23 protein-coding genes are annotated in these 16,119 nt (G+C 33.4%); 19 read left to right on the top strand and 4 right to left on the bottom strand.

Features of this window, described 5'->3' with window-relative positions; all coding sequences use genetic code 11:
- Positions 1-146: 146 nt before the first annotated feature.
- From CIB95_RS02100 to CIB95_RS02125, 6 genes are all read left to right on the top strand, one after another.
- Complete coding sequence (locus CIB95_RS02100) at positions 147-374, top strand: hypothetical protein (RefSeq protein ID WP_142296449.1); 228 nt, start codon at positions 147-149, stop codon at positions 372-374.
- Between the two features lie 238 nt (positions 375-612).
- On the top strand, positions 613-1,089 hold the full coding sequence (locus CIB95_RS02105) for a DUF2975 domain-containing protein (RefSeq protein WP_094921190.1): 477 nt from the start codon (positions 613-615) through the stop codon (positions 1,087-1,089).
- A 10-nt stretch (positions 1,090-1,099) separates the two neighbouring features.
- Positions 1,100-1,327 carry a helix-turn-helix domain-containing protein gene (locus CIB95_RS02110; RefSeq protein WP_094921193.1) on the top strand — a complete coding sequence of 76 codons (228 nt, stop codon included), beginning with the start codon at positions 1,100-1,102 and terminating at the stop codon, positions 1,325-1,327.
- Positions 1,328-1,396: 69 nt separating this feature from the next.
- Positions 1,397-1,864, top strand: a complete 468-nt coding sequence (locus CIB95_RS02115; RefSeq protein WP_094921195.1) for a hypothetical protein — start codon at positions 1,397-1,399, stop codon at positions 1,862-1,864.
- 49 nt (positions 1,865-1,913) lie between these two features.
- Positions 1,914-2,366, top strand: coding sequence for a hypothetical protein (locus CIB95_RS02120; protein ID WP_094921197.1), 453 nt, complete (start codon positions 1,914-1,916; stop codon positions 2,364-2,366).
- Between the two features lie 86 nt (positions 2,367-2,452).
- Positions 2,453-2,974, top strand: coding sequence for a GNAT family N-acetyltransferase (locus CIB95_RS02125; protein WP_094921199.1), 522 nt, complete (start codon positions 2,453-2,455; stop codon positions 2,972-2,974).
- Between the two features lie 79 nt (positions 2,975-3,053).
- Here CIB95_RS02125 and CIB95_RS02130 read toward each other — a convergent pair whose 3' ends face one another.
- Positions 3,054-3,569, bottom strand: a complete 516-nt coding sequence (locus CIB95_RS02130) for a CBO0543 family protein (protein ID WP_094921202.1) — start codon at positions 3,567-3,569, stop codon at positions 3,054-3,056.
- A gap of 381 nt (positions 3,570-3,950) precedes the next feature.
- Between CIB95_RS02130 and abc-f the strand changes: the two genes are divergently transcribed.
- The 5 genes from abc-f to CIB95_RS02155 all read left to right on the top strand — a co-directional run bounded on the left by abc-f (position 3,951) and on the right by CIB95_RS02155 (position 8,021).
- A complete protein-coding gene (abc-f, locus tag CIB95_RS02135) occupies positions 3,951-5,597 on the top strand; it encodes a ribosomal protection-like ABC-F family protein (protein ID WP_094921205.1) in 1,647 nt (548 codons plus the stop codon).
- Between the two features lie 66 nt (positions 5,598-5,663).
- Positions 5,664-6,110: a hypothetical protein gene (locus CIB95_RS02140; protein WP_198949146.1), complete on the top strand. Its 447-nt coding sequence runs from the start codon at positions 5,664-5,666 to the stop codon at positions 6,108-6,110.
- A 264-nt stretch (positions 6,111-6,374) separates the two neighbouring features.
- Entirely contained in the window at positions 6,375-6,908 is a 534-nt protein-coding gene (locus CIB95_RS02145) for a sigma-70 family RNA polymerase sigma factor (protein ID WP_094921208.1), read from the top strand.
- A gap of 4 nt (positions 6,909-6,912) precedes the next feature.
- Positions 6,913-7,320, top strand: a complete 408-nt coding sequence (locus tag CIB95_RS02150) for a PadR family transcriptional regulator (RefSeq protein ID WP_094921211.1) — start codon at positions 6,913-6,915, stop codon at positions 7,318-7,320.
- Between the two features lie 8 nt (positions 7,321-7,328).
- The gene (locus CIB95_RS02155; RefSeq protein ID WP_094921214.1) at positions 7,329-8,021 is read left to right on the top strand and encodes a permease prefix domain 1-containing protein; all 693 of its coding nucleotides are present in this window, start codon (positions 7,329-7,331) and stop codon (positions 8,019-8,021) included.
- Positions 8,022-8,109: 88 nt separating this feature from the next.
- Here the strand turns inward: CIB95_RS02155 and CIB95_RS16295 are convergent, their stop codons facing one another.
- The gene (locus CIB95_RS16295) at positions 8,110-8,265 is read right to left on the bottom strand and encodes a hypothetical protein (protein ID WP_198949147.1); all 156 of its coding nucleotides are present in this window, start codon (positions 8,263-8,265) and stop codon (positions 8,110-8,112) included.
- A gap of 191 nt (positions 8,266-8,456) precedes the next feature.
- Here CIB95_RS16295 and CIB95_RS02160 point away from each other — a divergent pair, with 191 nt between their 5' ends.
- From CIB95_RS02160 to CIB95_RS02175, 4 genes are all read left to right on the top strand, one after another.
- Positions 8,457-8,810 (top strand): SHOCT domain-containing protein, encoded by a 354-nt coding sequence (locus CIB95_RS02160; RefSeq protein ID WP_094921217.1) that lies wholly within the window; start codon positions 8,457-8,459, stop codon positions 8,808-8,810.
- Positions 8,811-8,874: 64 nt separating this feature from the next.
- Entirely contained in the window at positions 8,875-9,339 is a 465-nt protein-coding gene (locus CIB95_RS02165; RefSeq protein ID WP_094921220.1) for a GNAT family N-acetyltransferase, read from the top strand.
- Between the two features lie 83 nt (positions 9,340-9,422).
- On the top strand, positions 9,423-9,713 hold the full coding sequence (locus tag CIB95_RS02170; RefSeq protein ID WP_094921223.1) for a hypothetical protein: 291 nt from the start codon (positions 9,423-9,425) through the stop codon (positions 9,711-9,713).
- Between the two features lie 71 nt (positions 9,714-9,784).
- Positions 9,785-10,363, top strand: a complete 579-nt coding sequence (locus CIB95_RS02175; RefSeq protein WP_094921226.1) for a VanZ family protein — start codon at positions 9,785-9,787, stop codon at positions 10,361-10,363.
- A 447-nt stretch (positions 10,364-10,810) separates the two neighbouring features.
- On the opposite strand, the gene CIB95_RS02185 is transcribed toward CIB95_RS02175, so the two are convergent.
- Both CIB95_RS02185 and CIB95_RS02190 read right to left on the bottom strand, forming a co-directional pair.
- Positions 10,811-11,179, bottom strand: coding sequence for a VOC family protein (locus CIB95_RS02185; protein WP_094921232.1), 369 nt, complete (start codon positions 11,177-11,179; stop codon positions 10,811-10,813).
- Positions 11,180-11,190: 11 nt separating this feature from the next.
- Entirely contained in the window at positions 11,191-11,925 is a 735-nt protein-coding gene (locus CIB95_RS02190) for a sulfite exporter TauE/SafE family protein (RefSeq protein ID WP_094921235.1), read from the bottom strand.
- A 117-nt stretch (positions 11,926-12,042) separates the two neighbouring features.
- Here CIB95_RS02190 and CIB95_RS02195 point away from each other — a divergent pair, with 117 nt between their 5' ends.
- The 4 genes from CIB95_RS02195 (at position 12,043) to CIB95_RS02210 (ending at position 16,090) form a co-directional block, all read left to right on the top strand.
- On the top strand, positions 12,043-12,906 hold the full coding sequence (locus tag CIB95_RS02195) for a LysR family transcriptional regulator (protein ID WP_094921238.1): 864 nt from the start codon (positions 12,043-12,045) through the stop codon (positions 12,904-12,906).
- Between the two features lie 70 nt (positions 12,907-12,976).
- A complete protein-coding gene (gene dapD / locus CIB95_RS02200; protein ID WP_094921241.1) occupies positions 12,977-13,693 on the top strand; it encodes a 2,3,4,5-tetrahydropyridine-2,6-dicarboxylate N-acetyltransferase in 717 nt (238 codons plus the stop codon).
- A 70-nt stretch (positions 13,694-13,763) separates the two neighbouring features.
- Entirely contained in the window at positions 13,764-14,963 is a 1,200-nt protein-coding gene (locus tag CIB95_RS02205; protein ID WP_094921244.1) for an aspartate aminotransferase family protein, read from the top strand.
- Entirely contained in the window at positions 14,960-16,090 is a 1,131-nt protein-coding gene (locus CIB95_RS02210; protein WP_094921247.1) for an N-acetyldiaminopimelate deacetylase, read from the top strand. Before CIB95_RS02205 ends, CIB95_RS02210 begins: the two co-directional genes overlap by 4 nt.
- Positions 16,091-16,119: the final 29 nt, after the last annotated feature.

Genomic DNA, 16,119 nt, shown 5'->3' on the forward strand with positions numbered 1-16,119 from the left:
AAAATATTTTCATAGTGCGCTACTCCAAGAAGGAGTAGCGCTTTTTTAATAGAAAGTATAGTGAAAGAGATCTTGATCTAGAGTAGTCGGGAGTGTTTAATATGCAGGAGACTTCACAAGATATTTTTGCAAAGGAGGAGAAAAAAATGAAGAAGCTATTTGGGATTTTAATAGTATGTTTATCTTTACTGTTTGGTGCTATATTACTACAACTTTCTGAAATACCTAATAGTGGTGAATCCTATTTGTCAGTTGTTTTGTTAGTATTTGTTTTTGTAATAGGAGCAATATTAATTTATGATAAAAACGAAGAAAGTTCTTTAGTATCTAATGAAGAAATAGAAAAAGAGTTAGAAGAGCATTTAAATAAATAAACACTTTAGGGCTGAAGAGGGTTATGGTCTTCTTGCTAACTTAATAACAAATAAGATTAAAGAAATAATTTGATTTTCTCGCCAGTAAAGCACTCCTCTGTTAAAGGGGCGTGCTTTTTTTAGTAATAAGAACATTATTGTAACAATAATAATATAATAAAAAACAACAATAATTTATTGTAAAACAATAAATGTTAAGGTAATATAAAAATAATAATTAATAAGCGAGGTAATGTTTATGAAACAAGGTACAACACTTTTTTTAAAAATATCTTTATTTATTATCGGTGCACCAATTCTTGCAATATGTATATTTTTAGTACCTGCAATAGGAAATTATGTAGGAGAACTAACTGTTAACTTTGTAAAATATCTTGTTTACATCGACTTGTATGGAGCAGCAATACCATTTTATTTTGCATTATATCAAGCTTTCAAACTCTTAAGTTATATTGATAAAAATCAAGCTTTCTCACAACTCTCAGTAAATGCTCTAAAGAAGATAAAAGTTTGTGCAGTAACAATTAGTATCTTGTATGTGTTAGGGATGCCGATCTTTTATGTTATCGGAGAAGTAGATGATGCTCCAGGTGTGATATTACTTGGTATGGTAATGATCTTTGCTTCAATGGTTATTGCAGTCTTTGCTGCGGTTCTCCAAAGACTTTTACAAGAAGCAATTGATATAAAATCTGAAAATGACTTAACGGTCTGAGGTGATTAACATGGCAATTATTATAAACATTGATGTTATGCTGGCGAAAAGGAAAATGAGTGTAACAGAATTATCAGAGAGAGTTGGAATTACAATGGCCAACCTTTCAATATTGAAAAATGGAAAAGCAAAAGCGATTCGCTTAACAACGTTAGATTCGATTTGTGAAGCATTAGAATGTCAACCGGGAGATATTCTTGAATATCGAGCTGATCCAGAAGAGTTAAAGGATTTATAGTATTAGACAGCTGCAGACATAATCAAACATTTATTAAAATTAAAGGAAATGTCATGGAGGTAGATAAATATGAAATATCTTACAGGTTGGATGATCATAACAGTTTCTTATTTTCTTACATTGTATCTATCATTAATGACAGGCTTTTTTATATTCCCTTCCCAAAAAGATTTGGGAGGTGGGCACTACATAATTATTGAAAATAATATTACATATTTAAAGTTTTTTGTCACAGTAATGATGATAGTCATTCCTTTTGTAATAGTAGGAATGTATATTAAGAAAAAGAAACTTACAAAAAGAGATGCATTATGGATAAGTGTAGTTCCAGTTGCTGCTGAGAGGTTAATAATACTTATTTTGGGATTAATACTTGCTTCAGAACATTTGTATAAATGGGATATAAGTTCAATTGTCCCTTTTATCCATATAAAAACTCCAGCAATTTACTTTTCCTACGCGTATATCTTTTCAGGTATTATTAGTATTTTAATAGCAATTGCCTTTGTACAAAAGCATAAAGTAAAACAAACTTAATCTTGTTTCGCTAATCATAAAGTTTGCAAGATTAAGGAGGGAGAATGTATTGGTATACTTTAAGAGAATACTTGGGATATTATTTCTTCTATTAATACTGACTGCTTGTTCAGAAAATATTGACCAAAGTATATTAAAAAGTAAATTACCAAGTTTTAATGAGCAAATATTGAATGGAGATTTAAGTAAGTTCTTTGTTGATAAAGAGTTTACACTAAGCCAAAAAGAAACATATCCTTTTGAAAAGATTGAAGGAAAAATAATATACGCAACAGATTTTAACCTATCAATTAATGTTAATGAAGAGTTTGAACAGTTAACAAAAATTGAAAAGGAAAATATAGTAAAACGAACGTTTGAAACACTTGGATTGACTAATATCGGAACTAATTGTGGTATAAAAGAAGATCATGCTTGTTTTATTTCAGGGTTAGAATTTCAATATGAAAATAAGCGATATGTAATAACTTTAAAAGATAAGAAGGTAGAAGTGTTTGAATGAGATCTTCCATAAAAGTGTTACATATAAAAAGAGATAATAATAGATTGAAGCAAAAGTAAAAACTGTATGCGAGAGTAGGGAGAGAAATGGGGACTCATTTTGAAAAATTAACAAGTCCTTCTTTACAAGTTGTTGAAGCAATTGACCGCTGGGAAAACGATTCAACCATTATTCCATTAACGCGTCCAAATCAAAATAAATCAGAATTAGAACGTCGTACGAAAGTGACCGTAGATGAATTAAAAGAACGCTTAAAAAATCATCATATCTACCTTATTTATCATAATGACCGGTTAATAGGAGAAATGAATTTTATGGTTGATCCAGGTCACTTACTAAAAAAAGAGAAGGGTGCTGCTTGGATAGGAATTACAATAGGTGAAGCTGAAGGACGTGGCAAGGGAATTGGTTATAAAGCAATTGAATTTTTAGAGAAACAAATCCAAAAAGAGGGTCTTAAACGTATTGAGTTAGGTGTTTTTGAGTTTAACAAACAGGCAATTAAGCTCTATCACAAAATGGGCTATAAGGAAATTGGCAGAATTGATAATTTTACATATTGGCAAGATAGAATGTGGACAGATATTAGAATGGAAAAGTACCTATAAAAGTGAACGATAATACATAAATAAAGTAAAAGATCCTTCCCAAGTACATAGTAATTTGGAAGGATTTTTTTTGATGATTTTATCTCAATTGGGATAGTGAAAGATCAAATACAATAATTAAACATGATATGAAAATGATGGAAAGAAGCCATGTTAATAAAGGACGTCTAAAATGTAGCCTAATCATAAAGAACGTTACTAGATTAAAGAAGATTGACCACCAAATAGTCCAATTATTTTGGTAAACAATATAATCAAATTGAAATACAATAAGTTCTAATGCTGTAAAAATACCTGCCCATAATAATATTCGTAAGCCCTTTTTTATCCATGTTTTTGGATGGTTTGTTAAATATAATAAAACAACTGCGGGAAACTGTGTGAAGATTATCCAAAGATCGAGCAGAGTATGGTTAGGAAAAACACCTGTGACATCGTTCCATTCCCATGTAGGATGCTCATATGTCAAAACATTAAAGAGTACTGCATTTAATACCATATATAACATGGATGGATAATACTTTTTCCAGTTTCTCCAATCCCCAAACCGCCAAGTAAATAATAGAAATACGATAGTGATAATTATTGAAATCATCTTTTAACTCCTGACAGATGTAATACTATATAGTTTGCAACAATAATTATAGTATATGTAATCTAGTTGTATGAGCAGATGGATAATTATGGTTGACAATATAAAGTATTCCTCATATGATAAAAGTAATTCTTTGGAAGAAAGGCAAGGTACCGTATACGATGAAGTAGAAATCCTATTTTTAGACAACATTTTAATAATTAATTGAAATAAGTTTGTCTAGATAGGATTAGTCTGTTCATTTTTAGGTACTTTAAAATATAAAACGAATCATACCCTTTTGTATAGAGTTTCATTTATGTAGGGATGTGTCTTTTTATATGTCTTTTTGTATACTTAAAAATAAACTAATCCTCTCTAGAATTTTAGGGAGGTTTTTTTATGCTTCTATTAGAAGTTAATACTATTGAAAAAAGTTATGGAGAACGTTTAATAATAAAAGCTGATCAATTAAAAGTTTATCAAGGGGAGCGTATTGGCATCGTTGGAAAAAATGGTGAAGGAAAATCAACGTTGTTAAAATTGTTAGTGAATGAGCTTGAACCTGATAAGGGAACTGTCCATTTATATTGTCCAGTAGCCTATATTCCTCAACTTGAAATGCCAGTAGCAAATGCGCTTTCCAGTAAATATAAAAATGATTGGGAAGTTCCCGTGAGTCAAAATGATTCTTTAAGTGGCGGCGAGGAAACACGGAAGAAAATCGCAGCTGCTCTTTCATCAGATGCCAAATTAATAATTGCCGATGAACCAACAAGCCATCTAGATACTCAAGGTGTAGAAAAATTTGAAAAAGAAATGATGCATTTTGATGGATCTGTTCTTATTATTTCACATGATCGGGAACTGTTAAATCGGATTTGTACTTCGATTTGGGAAGTTGATGGTGGGAAGATACATTGCTTTGAAGGTAACTATACTGATTATGTTGAGCAAAAGCAAAAATTAAAAGATAGACAGTGGTTTGAGTATGAAAGTTACACAAAGGAAAAAAAGCGATTAGAACAGGCTGCTCATGAAAAAAGCCAAAAGTCAAAATCTCTGAAAAAAGCTCCTAGCAGAATGGGTAACTCAGAAGCAAGGCTCCACAAAAGAAAAACAGGACAAAAGAAAGCAAAGTTAGATAAAAATGCAAAAGCAATTCAATCGAGAATTTATCACCTTGAGCAAAAGGAAAAACCAAAAGAAGAGGAAAGTATCATCTTTGATATGAATCACTTTAAGCAAATTCACAGTAAAGTTGCTATTACATTTCAACAGCTAAGTGCGGCGGTAGGATCGCGTATGTTATTTAGTGAATTAAATGGTTCTATTAAACCTGGTTCAAAAGTTGCTGTAATCGGAAAAAATGGCACTGGAAAGTCAACGTTATTAAACATGATTGCAAGTGGCCATGAAGGAATAACAATTGCTAAGCCAGTTGCAATAGGTTATTTTCACCAACAATTAGAAAATTTAAGTGACAATAAAACGATACTAGAAAATGTGAAAGAAACTAGTCAATATTCAGAAGCATTTATCCGAACAGTTTTGTCAAGATTACATTTCAAACGCGAAGAGGTTCATATAAAAGTGGCCATGCTTAGTGGAGGAGAGCGAGTTAAGACAGCATTAGCTAAAATATTCCTTGGAAATTACAATGTACTTTTACTTGATGAACCAACGAATTTTTTGGATCTCCATACGAAAGAAGCATTGCAAATGGTATTAAAAGAATATCCAGGAACTATTATTTTTGTTTCTCATGATCGCTATTTCGTGAGGGAGTTAGCATCTCATATTTTAGTAATTGAAAATAATAAAGCTGTATTAAAAGATGTTGACTATCTAGATAAAAAAAAGAAATCAGCTGCAACTCAAGAAAGGGAAGTAAGTTTAATAGCCATCGAAATGGAACTTACAGAGATAATAAGCAAGCTATCTACAATAAGTAATGACGATGAGAAGCAAATGCTTGAAGCTAGATTTAGAGATTTAATAAATACAAAAAAACAGCTAAGCGAATTGGATTCTAACGGTAATAAGTAATGGAGGGGCTTGCTTTTAAAATCCTAACTAGAAGAGATAACGCCATTTTAGAAGAGGAGAATGATAATGAAAAAGAAACAAGTACTTTTATTAGCCTTAACTTTTACTTTATTAGCGGCAATGTTTTCTCCTAGTAAAACATCAGCTACATCGTGGGCTTATTCATTTGTAGTGTGGGATGGGTACATTTATGAGATGACGGATGAGTTTGTCACGGATATTGATCAAGAAATTGGCCAAGTCACAAAATATTCCGATATGGAAACGTATGCAGGTAATTTTTCTAATACATATAAGAAAGGTACCAAGTATTTTTCCATTAAAGGAATTAGTACGGATGAAGCGATAGCGGTTGAAATAAAAAAAGGTAAATATAAAAAAGCTATTCGAACAGGTGAGTATCAAGGTGGGAAGCGTGACCCGTTGGATCTTGCCATGTATGGAGGAGTTTCAATAATTATCTTATTAGTCGGTATATCAATCTTTGTTACATTAAGAAGAAAAACAAAGTAATTTAGATATTAACATTGAAATGATACGAACGGATATTGAAACTTATTAAAGAAGAAGTAAATAAGTAAGTTTCGCAAATGAAAAACGGTAGAGTAAATTATATTTTAATGTAAAGTGCACTTTTCTTCAGTGCACTTTTTTCTTTACTATTTCGAAGATAACGCCATTTTGCCGAGAGCTGTTTTAATGAAGGGTAGCAATTTTTCAAAAATTTAAAACTTTTTAAGATAGCACCTCGTCTATTATTTTGAGGGAGGGAAAGATGTGGAGGAATTAACAGCGGAAGCTTTTGATTTAGATGATAAATCAGCACTTATAGATGAAATTATGATTAAGTATGGCCAGGAAATATTACAGCTTGCTTATTCTTTTGTAAATAATAAAGAAGTTGCTGAAGACTTAACGCAAGATATCTTTGTTAAATGTTATAAATCACTACATACCTTCAAAGGTAACTCTAAAATAAGAACATGGTTATGGAAGATTGCAATTAACCATTGTAAAGATTACTTAAAAAGTTGGTACAACAATAAAATAATTATTTCAGAAGATGAGTCGATGTTCGATAAAACTCAAAAGGAAAGCGTCGAGATGGCAGTCATTCAAAAAGGTGATGATGAAAAAATGGCTGTTGCTGTAATGAATTTGGAAATTAAATATCGCGAAGTTATCTATCTCTTTTATTTTCAAGAATTGACCATAAGGGAGATTTCAAAATTGATAGGCATAAAGCAAAGTACAATTAAAACGCGCCTTCGCCGGGCAAAAGAAATTTTAAAAGAAGAATTGGAGGATTAGTCACATGGAAAATAAGTTAAAAAGGCTTCGGAATTCAATGGAGAAAACGAAATTTAACAAGCTAGACTTTTCTGATCAACTTCGCAAGCAAATAAACGATAAAATTAGTAAATTAAAAGAAAGTGAAGAAGATGTCTATCTAGCAGTTTTTCAGTTGCTTTTAAATAAAAAATCTGGGTACGACTTATCTCAACAATTAACTGCAAGAGGTATTCTACAATTCGAAGAATCGCAAGGATCTTTATACACGATGCTCCACCGACTAGAGAAAAATAATTACTTACTATCTAATTGGGATGAAAAGGGCGTTAAATATTATCAATTAAATGATAAGGGCAGAAAGATACTGCAAAAAAATGAACAAGAAGGAAAGAATAAAAGGTTTGCTTTAAAGGAATTATTAGAGGGGTGAAATTGATAATGAGAAGGGATATAGATTCTTATTTAACAGAAGTCTCCAACCAAATAAAATCAAAAAAAGCAAAGAAGATGGTAGAAGCAGAATTAAGGTATCACATTGATCAGAAAAAGCAATATTGGATACAATATGGGTTGGATGAACGAGAAGCAGAAGAAAAAGCCGTTCAAGAAATGGGAAGTCCATTTACGGTAGGAAATGAATTTAACAAACTTCATAGTCCTAAACACATTTTATTATTTAAGCCAATATTTATCCATGTCTTAATCAGCATGCTTGCAGCTATAGTATTCACCTTAATAGGAAGCTTTGACATGCTAATGATTAATGATTTATCAAGAAATGTTATTTATGTAATTGAAACGATTGTTGCGATTAATTTATACTGGTTTTTCGGTAGGAAATATCTTAAAAATATAGCTAGTAATATCATAATAATTTCCACATCTATCATTTTTGCGATCAACTTAAGTTTAGGTTTAAGTGGCTATTTAATGATGAATCTTGGCTCGGGTATCGTCGCTGAAAACGGACAACTTCCAATAATGGTGCTTATGCTATTTAATTACGGGGTTAATTCAATATCTTCCTTAACCTTTTTGCCAAGCTGGCTAGGATTACTACTGATTTGCTCTGTTTCACCACTACTCTTATATTTAGGGAGTAAAAGTGGAAGTAAATTAAAACTTAATTAAATATAAATAAAACAATTATAACCTCAAGAAAAATGAACTGCTTATCAATTGGAAAGAAGCAACAATTGAAATGCAGTTCATCATGAGGTTATTTTTTATTTACTTGTCTTCCACTTTTTTTCTGGCTTTGTGAACCTGAATTTCCAACTTGATATTCACTACCTAGCTCAACGTCATTCCTCTTATCTTGCTTCTCGATTTGTTCCCTTGTTTGATTTTTGTTTGACATTCCTTGTTTAGACATTTTATCCTTCTCCCTTCATAAATTAGACTCGTTATTAATATGCTCAATTCACTGGGAAATAAAAGAAGAAATTTCTTGTTAATTCCGGCCAATTAGAAGGAGTGTTACATTTAATGTGGAAGTACTATATTTCGGAAGCTATATATGTATTAAGATAGTAAATATGTTAAGACAAGAAAGGGTGAAGAAAAATGTTTCCACGTTATGGTGTAAAGCCAAGCAAAGGTATGTCTGCCATTAGTGTATTTATAGGAATAATTTTTATTTTCATTGGTATCACACAAGTTGCCAAGAGTGGTTTCTTCGGTGTTATTTGGACACTTATAGCTTTAGCAATTACTGGCTATCATGCTGCCAACCTGTTCACGACCAAAGGCGTATCAGCCTATCAAGTTGATGTTTTAGATAATAATAAGACGAAAGAGTCAACTCAAGGTGATTACGAAACAAAATTAAGAAAACTTTATCGGTTAAAAGAAGATAATATTATTAGTGAGGAAGAATACGAAAAGAAGAAGCAAGAATTGTTAAATGAAAAATGGTAATTAGCTCATACGCATTTTTTGTGAGTTATCTAGATAAGTTCTGTAATAAAAGGTGGTACTCAACTTGTTAATTAGAAAATTTGATAAAGAAGATACAAAACATATCATGAACTTGTTTAGAGAAACGATTCTTACCGTCAATTTAGGAGACTACTCACCGAAGCAAGTGGAGGTATGGGCAAATAGTAACTCGAATATAGTAGATTGGGAAATGCGCCTTAAGAATAGTGTGACATACATAGCGGAAGTTGAGCCCAAACTTATCGTAGGATTTGGAAATTATAATGCTGATAGCGAAATTGATTTATTTTACGTGCATAAAGATTTTCAAAGGAAAGGGATTGGTTCTGCATTATTAAATCAGCTAGAAATAGGTGCGAAAGCTGATGGTATAAAGGAAATATTTACAGAAGCAAGTATAACAGCAAAACCTTTTTTTGAATCAAGAGGGTATGAAGTGCTAAAGAAACAAACAAAACATTTTAATGGTGCAGATTTTGTGAATTATATGATGAAGAAAACTTTATAAGTGAGTGGCATTTTTTCGACATGAAAATGTAAGTATATGGGGCGAGAAGCTATTGATTCCCATTATGAATTAGGAGAGTTCTTATGAGAGGTTTAGTATCTGTAGGATTATTTTTCATATTAATCGCTAGTAGCCTTTGGTTTTATGGTAATGGGTTTCTATTTAAATTATTTAATGGGGGAACGACGCTTTATCACATCGCAGATGAACTCCATTCAGAGCCCCTTTTTCTATACGGAATGATTATTGTCTATATCCTTTCTCTACTAATTTTCTATTTCGAATATAAGAAAGAATGGAAGAGATTTAGGTTAGCACTTCTAATCTTTACATCAGTCCTCATTATTCCAATTTATTCGACGTTATTAAAATAAAAAATAATGAAGGCGAATGGATCGACGTTGGGTCATAATACCCAATTGAAATATAGAGGAGAGATGTAAATATGGTTCAAATGTGGAGAATATTTGGAGGAATGCTTGAATTATTCTTAATAGTTGTAATAAACGTCATGATTGTTGCTTATTACTTAAGTAAAAAAAGGAATTGGCATATGCAACGAGTCATTGTATTTATTCTTTTTATCTTTAGTATCTTGGGGGTGCTACTATTAACTATATCGCCAATGTTTTGGATAGATGCAGAAGGTATGCATATAGAGCGGAGCGTCAATTTTATCCCACTACAAGGGTTTTACTATAATTACTTTGTATCGAACTCTCTTGATTATTCTAATGCAATTAGAAATATCGGTTTGAATATTATATTATTCGTTCCATTTGGACTATTTCTTTCGTGGCTGTTAGGTTCAATTAAAAGGAAAAATATGCTACTAGTAACTATGTTTGGAATGCTATTATCTATGACAGTTGAATTGCTACAGTTTATTTTTCCAACTGGAAGAGTCGCAGATGTCGATGACTTGTTATTCAATACGTTAGGTGCCTTTTTCGGATTTTATATTTGGTATAGTTTACGTTTCTTTACTAAAAAGGTAGAGATGACAAAGCGTGAAGTGTTATGAAAATATACTATTTTAGTGTGATCATCATTCTAAGTGTAATTGGTCTTTATGGCATTTGGAGTGAAGCGGAAAACTCAGGTCATTTTAATGGTAGTTGGTATCTTCTGTATACAGTCCCAAGTGTAATTTTTTTAATAACTTTTATGACAACCAATACTAAAGAAAATTATAAGAAGATCATTTTAACAAGCTTTATTAAAATTTTTGTCATTTTTGAAATTCTTTTTGTAATAGGAATGGTGTATTTTAGAGGGTTAGATAGTTATAAATACGCTATGACAATACCAAAAAATCTCATAGAACATAGTATATTTTTAGTGATACTACTAATGATCTTTTTAACTATTAGTCTTCCATATGTTTTCTTTAAAAAGAGAGATAGTAAAAGTTAATAATGGGAGTTTTAGGTGTTAAAAAACTAGGAATTGGCACAATACATGCTAATTCCTAGTTTTTCTCAAGAAATTCAATGCGATTCATAAACGGGTCAAAAAAGGAGAAGAGCGACACGTTCGGTATTTCAGCATCATCCTTCGTCAAAACATTATTTCCTTCTAAAAATTTTCGTACTTCATTTAAATTCTCAACTTCAAAGGCAGGGTGTCGTTTGCTAGTCGTTTCGGTCATTTCTTCAGCCCCGATATGCACTTGTACACCGCCAAACTGAAACCAAAAACCTCCGTTTTTCTTCAATGCTTCAGGTTTTTCAATTTCAAGTCCACCAAGTAAATCTAAATAAAATGCTCTTGCAATATCTTCTTTCTCAGTTGGAATACAAATTTGAATATGGTCAAGACGTTTTACATTAATTTTCATTGTTATCACTCCTAAAAATATTTCATTATAAGTTGTATGATTAGAAAAATAGTCATTATATTTAATGCGACTTTGAGCTTTTGCGATGGAACTTTTTCTGCAGTTACTAACGCTATTTGTGAACCTATTAATCCGCCTACTGCATATGGGAGTGCTATTTCCCACATTAAGTGTCCATGCAGGAAGAAAATGATCGCTGCTCCTAAACAGCTTAAAAATGTTTGAAGACGGGCTATGCCAATAGCTTTAATATACGTAAAGCGAAGTTGGTAATAGAGGTGTAATTGCAATGTTCCAGAGCCTGGTCCAAACATTCCATCATATAAGGAGATTAAAAATTGAAGCGGCATTGCTTTTTTTGGTACGTTGTTAACAACGTTTGTTGACCAGCTATCTTTATTCTGCTTACGAAAAGATAATAATAAAGCAGTAATAAGTAGTACGATAGCTAATAAAGTTAAAATGGATGAGCTTAAAAGAGATGATATTGCAGCTCCTGTTGCACCGCCGAAAAGAAAAAGCGGTATTAGTGGTAGTAATGGTTTAAGATCAATTTTTTTACGTCGTACTAACGTCGCAAGTGAAAGTAAAGAGTGAAACGTATTGGAAAACTTATTCGTCGCTATTGCTGAATGAATTGGTAGTCCGAAGAAAAGTAATAAAGGTAAGCTTATGAGCCCACCGCCACCTGTTATCGTTCCTACGAAAGAAGTTACAATTCCTAGAAAGAACAAAAAGATTGTCATCGTAAAGTCACCTCAAATTTGTCTCGCTTTATACGATTAGTGTATGCCTGTATTGTTGATAAGAAAATTAGAATGTTTCTATGAAATGTGATAAGTTATCCTTATGAGGTGATGAACATGCAACGACCTGAATATGAAATCTTATCTGTACTTGCTGCGGAAAAAAATATGCGAAAAGCAGCGGAACGTTTATTTGTCTCACAGCCTGCATTAAGTCAGCGTTTGCAAGCAATTGAAAAAAACTGGGGAACGCAAATTTTTATTCGTTCGCAAAAAGGACTGGCATTAACACCAGCAGGAGAGCAAATTATCGACTATGTAAATGAAACATTAAAAAGGGAAGAAAAATTACGAGATGAAATTACCTTCTTTGATTCGGAAGTTCACGGAACTTTAAAGTTAGCGGTCGCTTCCATCATCGGACAATATTGGCTTCCGAAGGTGTTGAAAACATTTGTTGAGCGTTACCCTCACGTGAAAATTTCACTTGTAACTGGCTGGAGCTCGGAGATATTAAAGCAGTTGTATGAAGAAAACTTACATATCGGGATCATCCGTGGTAATCCTGATTGGAAAGGGCAAAAACAGCATCTTTTTTCTGATGAGTTATTTTTAGTTGATACGGAAATAAAATCAATAGAAGAAGTTCATTTATCTAAAAAGCCATTTATCCAATTCAAAAGTGATTCGACCTATTATCAAGAAATTCAAACGTGGTGGCAAAATCAATTTCAAATACCACCGAAACGAACGATTGTCGTTGACCAAATTGAAACGTGTAAGCAAATGGTTATTCACGGCATTGGCTTTGCAATATTACCTTCCATTACAATTGCCCAAGAAAAAAACATTACGAAAATTCCATTGTTTGATGACAAAGGGGTAAAAATTTCGCGAGAAACGTGGCTATTATCTTATGAATCAGCGCATCGTTTAAAACAAGTAGATGCCTTCTTGCAATTAGTTAACGAATTAAAGTAATAATGCTTTTTCGATTGATTATTTCTTGCTATAATGAAAATACTGAAAATTTAAGGAGGATTTACATCTTATGAAAATGATGGATGCAAACGAAATTATTTCGTTTATTTCAAATAGCACGAAATCAACACCTGTAAAAGTACATATTAAAGGTGATCTTGAAGGAATTAACTTCGGGGACAACACAAAAACATTTATCACTGGAAACACTGGTGTATTATTCGGAGAATGGGCGGACATTCAAGCAGCAATCTCTGCAAATGAAGAAAAAGTTGAAGATTTTGTTGTTGAAAATGACCGCAGAAACTCAGCTATTCCACTTTTAGATATGAAAAATATTCATGCGCGAATTGAGCCAGGTGCAATTATTCGTGACCAAGTGGAAATTGGCAATAATGCAGTTATCATGATGGGTGCTTCGATTAATATCGGCGCTGTCATCGGTGAAGGTACAATGATTGATATGAACGTCGTTTTAGGTGGCCGTGCGACAGTCGGTAAAAACTGTCATATCGGTGCTGGAACAGTATTAGCAGGTGTTATTGAGCCGCCTTCTGCAATGCCAGTTGTTGTCGAAGATGATGTTGTTATCGGTGCAAACGCAGTTGTACTAGAAGGTGTAACAGTAGGTAAAGGTGCTGTTGTAGCTGCAGGAGCAATTGTCACAGAAGATGTAGAACCATATACTGTAGTAGGTGGAACTCCTGCCCGTGTACTTAAGAAAATTGATGAAAAAACAAAGTCAAAAACAGAAATTAAACACGAATTACGCCGTTTAAACGATTAATACAAAGCCTCTTACTGAACTAATAGTTCGGTGAGAGGTTTTCCTATACGAGTGTTGAGGAGAGAGGGCAATGACAGACTGGCAAAAGTTAGATGAACAATACGTAATGAAAACGTACAATCGTTTACCAATCGTTGTCGAAAAGGCGATCGGAAACAAAATGTATGATACGAACGGAAACGAATACTTAGACTTATTTACCGGACTTGCAGTAAATATTATTGGACATTCTCATCCGAAAATTTTACAAGCAATTAAGAAGCAAAGTGAAAATTTCTTGCACATTTCTAATGTTTTTTATAATAAACCTGCAATTGAACTAGCAAAAAAACTAGTAGACAACTCCATTAAGGGGAAAGTCTTTTTTGTAAATTCAGGTGCAGAAGCTACCGAAAGTGCAGTGAAAGTACTTCATAAATTTAAAATAAACAATAATATCGAGCGCGAAGGAATCGTTGTCTTAAAGAAAAGTTTTCATGGTCGTACGTTAGGAGCGCTTAAATTAACGCGCCAACCAAACGTCTATCAAGACTTTCCAGTACCTAATTATCCTGTCTATGAAGTAGAGCCAGAAAACATCGCTGCACTAGAGGCTATTTTTGCTAAGGAAAAGCCACTTGCAATCATCATGGAACCTGTTCTCGGTTCAGGTGGGGTAAAGCCGCTTTCAGTAGACTACTTACAAAAAGTCGAGCAATTATGCCGTCAGTATGAAGTGTTATTAGGAATGGATGAAATACAAACAGGCGTAGGACGGACAGGGAATCTATTTGCTTATCAGCATGCTAATATTACGCCTGACTTAATTTTGTTTGCCAAAGGAATTGGTGGAGGACTACCTTTAGGAGGAATTATCGCAGGAGAAAAACTACAAGATATGTTTAAACCTGGTGATCACGGAACGACATTTGCTCCGTCTCCTCTAAGTGCCGCGTTAGGAAATGCTGTTATTGATGAATTGCTTGCTGGGCAGATGGAAAAAGGAAAATCTCAGGCACAAAAGTTATGGAATGAAATACAAACTTTAAAAGATAAAAACCCTTCTATAAAAGAGCTGCGCGGAAAAGGCATGATGATTGGAATTGTCATGAATTTAGAAGCAGCTGCAGTGAGCAAGATTCAAAAAACATTGCTAGACAAAGGAATTATGGTTGATGTAACACAGCAAACGATTATTCGACTGTTACCACCATTAACATTAACGGATGAAGAAATTAAGTTTTTCATTGATACCTTCTCCCCCTTGTTAGAGGAGGTTGCAAACGTATGAAGCATGAGCAATTTGTGAAAATTCGCCGTGATCTTCATCAAATCCCTGAGCTAGGATTTCAAGAAGTGAAAACGCAAAAGTATTTACTTGAATATTTACAACAACTCCCACAAGATTTTTTAGAAATTAAATCGTGGAAAACTGGACTATTTGTTAAAGTACACGGCAAAAATCCTTCACAAACAATCGGCTATCGTGCAGATATTGATGGCTTGCCAATTACTGAGGAAACAGGATTATCTTTCTGCTCTAAACATGAAGGCTACATGCATGCTTGCGGACATGACATCCACATGACCATTGCCCTAGGAGTGCTGACGCATTTTGCGAAAAATAGAGTGGATGATGATCTTGTCTTTCTGTTCCAGCCTGCTGAAGAAGGACCAGGTGGAGCTTTGCCGATGATGGCATCTGATGAATTTAAAGCATGGAAACCGGACTTTATGGTGGCACTTCATATTGCGCCAGAATATCCAGTCGGGACAATTGCCACTAGGGAAGGAATTCTTTTTGCCAATACGTCCGAGCTATTCATCGACCTTCACGGCAAGGGCGGCCATGCAGCATTTCCTCATGAAACAAAAGATATGATCGTTGCAGCTAGTTTCCTCGTGACTCAACTGCAATCTATTGTTTCTCGAAATGTCGACCCACTAGATTCGGGAGTAATTACAATTGGTAAAATTACTGGTGGAACCGTGCAAAACATTATTGCCGAGAAAGCTCGACTTGAAGGGACGATTCGAACGCTTTCCGACGATACGATGAAAATAATGAAGAAACGAATTGAAGCAATTGTTGCTGGAATCGAGACTTCATTCGACTGTAAGGCTACTATTGATTACGGGGCAAACTATCGCCAAGTTGATAATGATCCAACTTTAACGAGAGAGTTTATGACATTTGCAGAAAAAGAGACAAATATGAAAGTGATTGATTGCAATAAAGCGATGACAGGTGAGGATTATGGATACTTCTTAAGTGAAGTGCCAGGCTTTATGTTTTGGTTAGGAGTAGCATCAGAACATGGCTTGCACCATGCTAAATTAAATCCGAATGAAAATGCAATTGGAGAAGCGATAGATTTGTTAACAGCTTATATAACAGAGAAATCTAAAGAAAAATAGCATATTGTTTATTCGACAACTCACCAACT

The organism is Lottiidibacillus patelloidae (assembly GCF_002262935.1).
Classification (GTDB): Bacteria; Bacillota; Bacilli; order Bacillales; family SA5d-4; genus Lottiidibacillus; species Lottiidibacillus patelloidae.

Bases quoted from the DNA above. Each gene is read 5' to 3' on its own strand.
- CIB95_RS02105 (WP_094921190.1), top strand. From the start codon at position 613: ATGAAACAAGGTACAACACTTTTTTTAAAAATATCTTTATTTATTATC.
- CIB95_RS02205 (WP_094921244.1), top strand. From the start codon at position 13,764: ATGACAGACTGGCAAAAGTTAGATGAACAATACGTAATGAAAACGTAC.
- CIB95_RS02110 (WP_094921193.1), top strand. From the start codon at position 1,100: ATGGCAATTATTATAAACATTGATGTTATGCTGGCGAAAAGGAAAATG.
- CIB95_RS02125 (WP_094921199.1), top strand. From the start codon at position 2,453: ATGGGGACTCATTTTGAAAAATTAACAAGTCCTTCTTTACAAGTTGTT.
- CIB95_RS02130 (WP_094921202.1), bottom strand. From the start codon at position 3,569: ATGATTTCAATAATTATCACTATCGTATTTCTATTATTTACTTGGCGG.
- CIB95_RS02155 (WP_094921214.1), top strand. From the start codon at position 7,329: ATGAGAAGGGATATAGATTCTTATTTAACAGAAGTCTCCAACCAAATA.
- abc-f (WP_094921205.1), top strand. From the start codon at position 3,951: ATGCTTCTATTAGAAGTTAATACTATTGAAAAAAGTTATGGAGAACGT.
- CIB95_RS02115 (WP_094921195.1), top strand. From the start codon at position 1,397: ATGAAATATCTTACAGGTTGGATGATCATAACAGTTTCTTATTTTCTT.
- CIB95_RS02140 (WP_198949146.1), top strand. From the start codon at position 5,664: ATGAAAAAGAAACAAGTACTTTTATTAGCCTTAACTTTTACTTTATTA.
- CIB95_RS02190 (WP_094921235.1), bottom strand. From the start codon at position 11,925: ATGACAATCTTTTTGTTCTTTCTAGGAATTGTAACTTCTTTCGTAGGA.
- dapD (WP_094921241.1), top strand. From the start codon at position 12,977: ATGAAAATGATGGATGCAAACGAAATTATTTCGTTTATTTCAAATAGC.
- CIB95_RS02100 (WP_142296449.1), top strand. From the start codon at position 147: ATGAAGAAGCTATTTGGGATTTTAATAGTATGTTTATCTTTACTGTTT.
- CIB95_RS02185 (WP_094921232.1), bottom strand. From the start codon at position 11,179: ATGAAAATTAATGTAAAACGTCTTGACCATATTCAAATTTGTATTCCA.
- CIB95_RS16295 (WP_198949147.1), bottom strand. From the start codon at position 8,265: ATGTCTAAACAAGGAATGTCAAACAAAAATCAAACAAGGGAACAAATC.
- CIB95_RS02150 (WP_094921211.1), top strand. From the start codon at position 6,913: ATGGAAAATAAGTTAAAAAGGCTTCGGAATTCAATGGAGAAAACGAAA.
- CIB95_RS02160 (WP_094921217.1), top strand. From the start codon at position 8,457: ATGTTTCCACGTTATGGTGTAAAGCCAAGCAAAGGTATGTCTGCCATT.
- CIB95_RS02170 (WP_094921223.1), top strand. From the start codon at position 9,423: ATGAGAGGTTTAGTATCTGTAGGATTATTTTTCATATTAATCGCTAGT.
- CIB95_RS02210 (WP_094921247.1), top strand. From the start codon at position 14,960: ATGAAGCATGAGCAATTTGTGAAAATTCGCCGTGATCTTCATCAAATC.
- CIB95_RS02195 (WP_094921238.1), top strand. From the start codon at position 12,043: ATGCAACGACCTGAATATGAAATCTTATCTGTACTTGCTGCGGAAAAA.
- CIB95_RS02175 (WP_094921226.1), top strand. From the start codon at position 9,785: ATGGTTCAAATGTGGAGAATATTTGGAGGAATGCTTGAATTATTCTTA.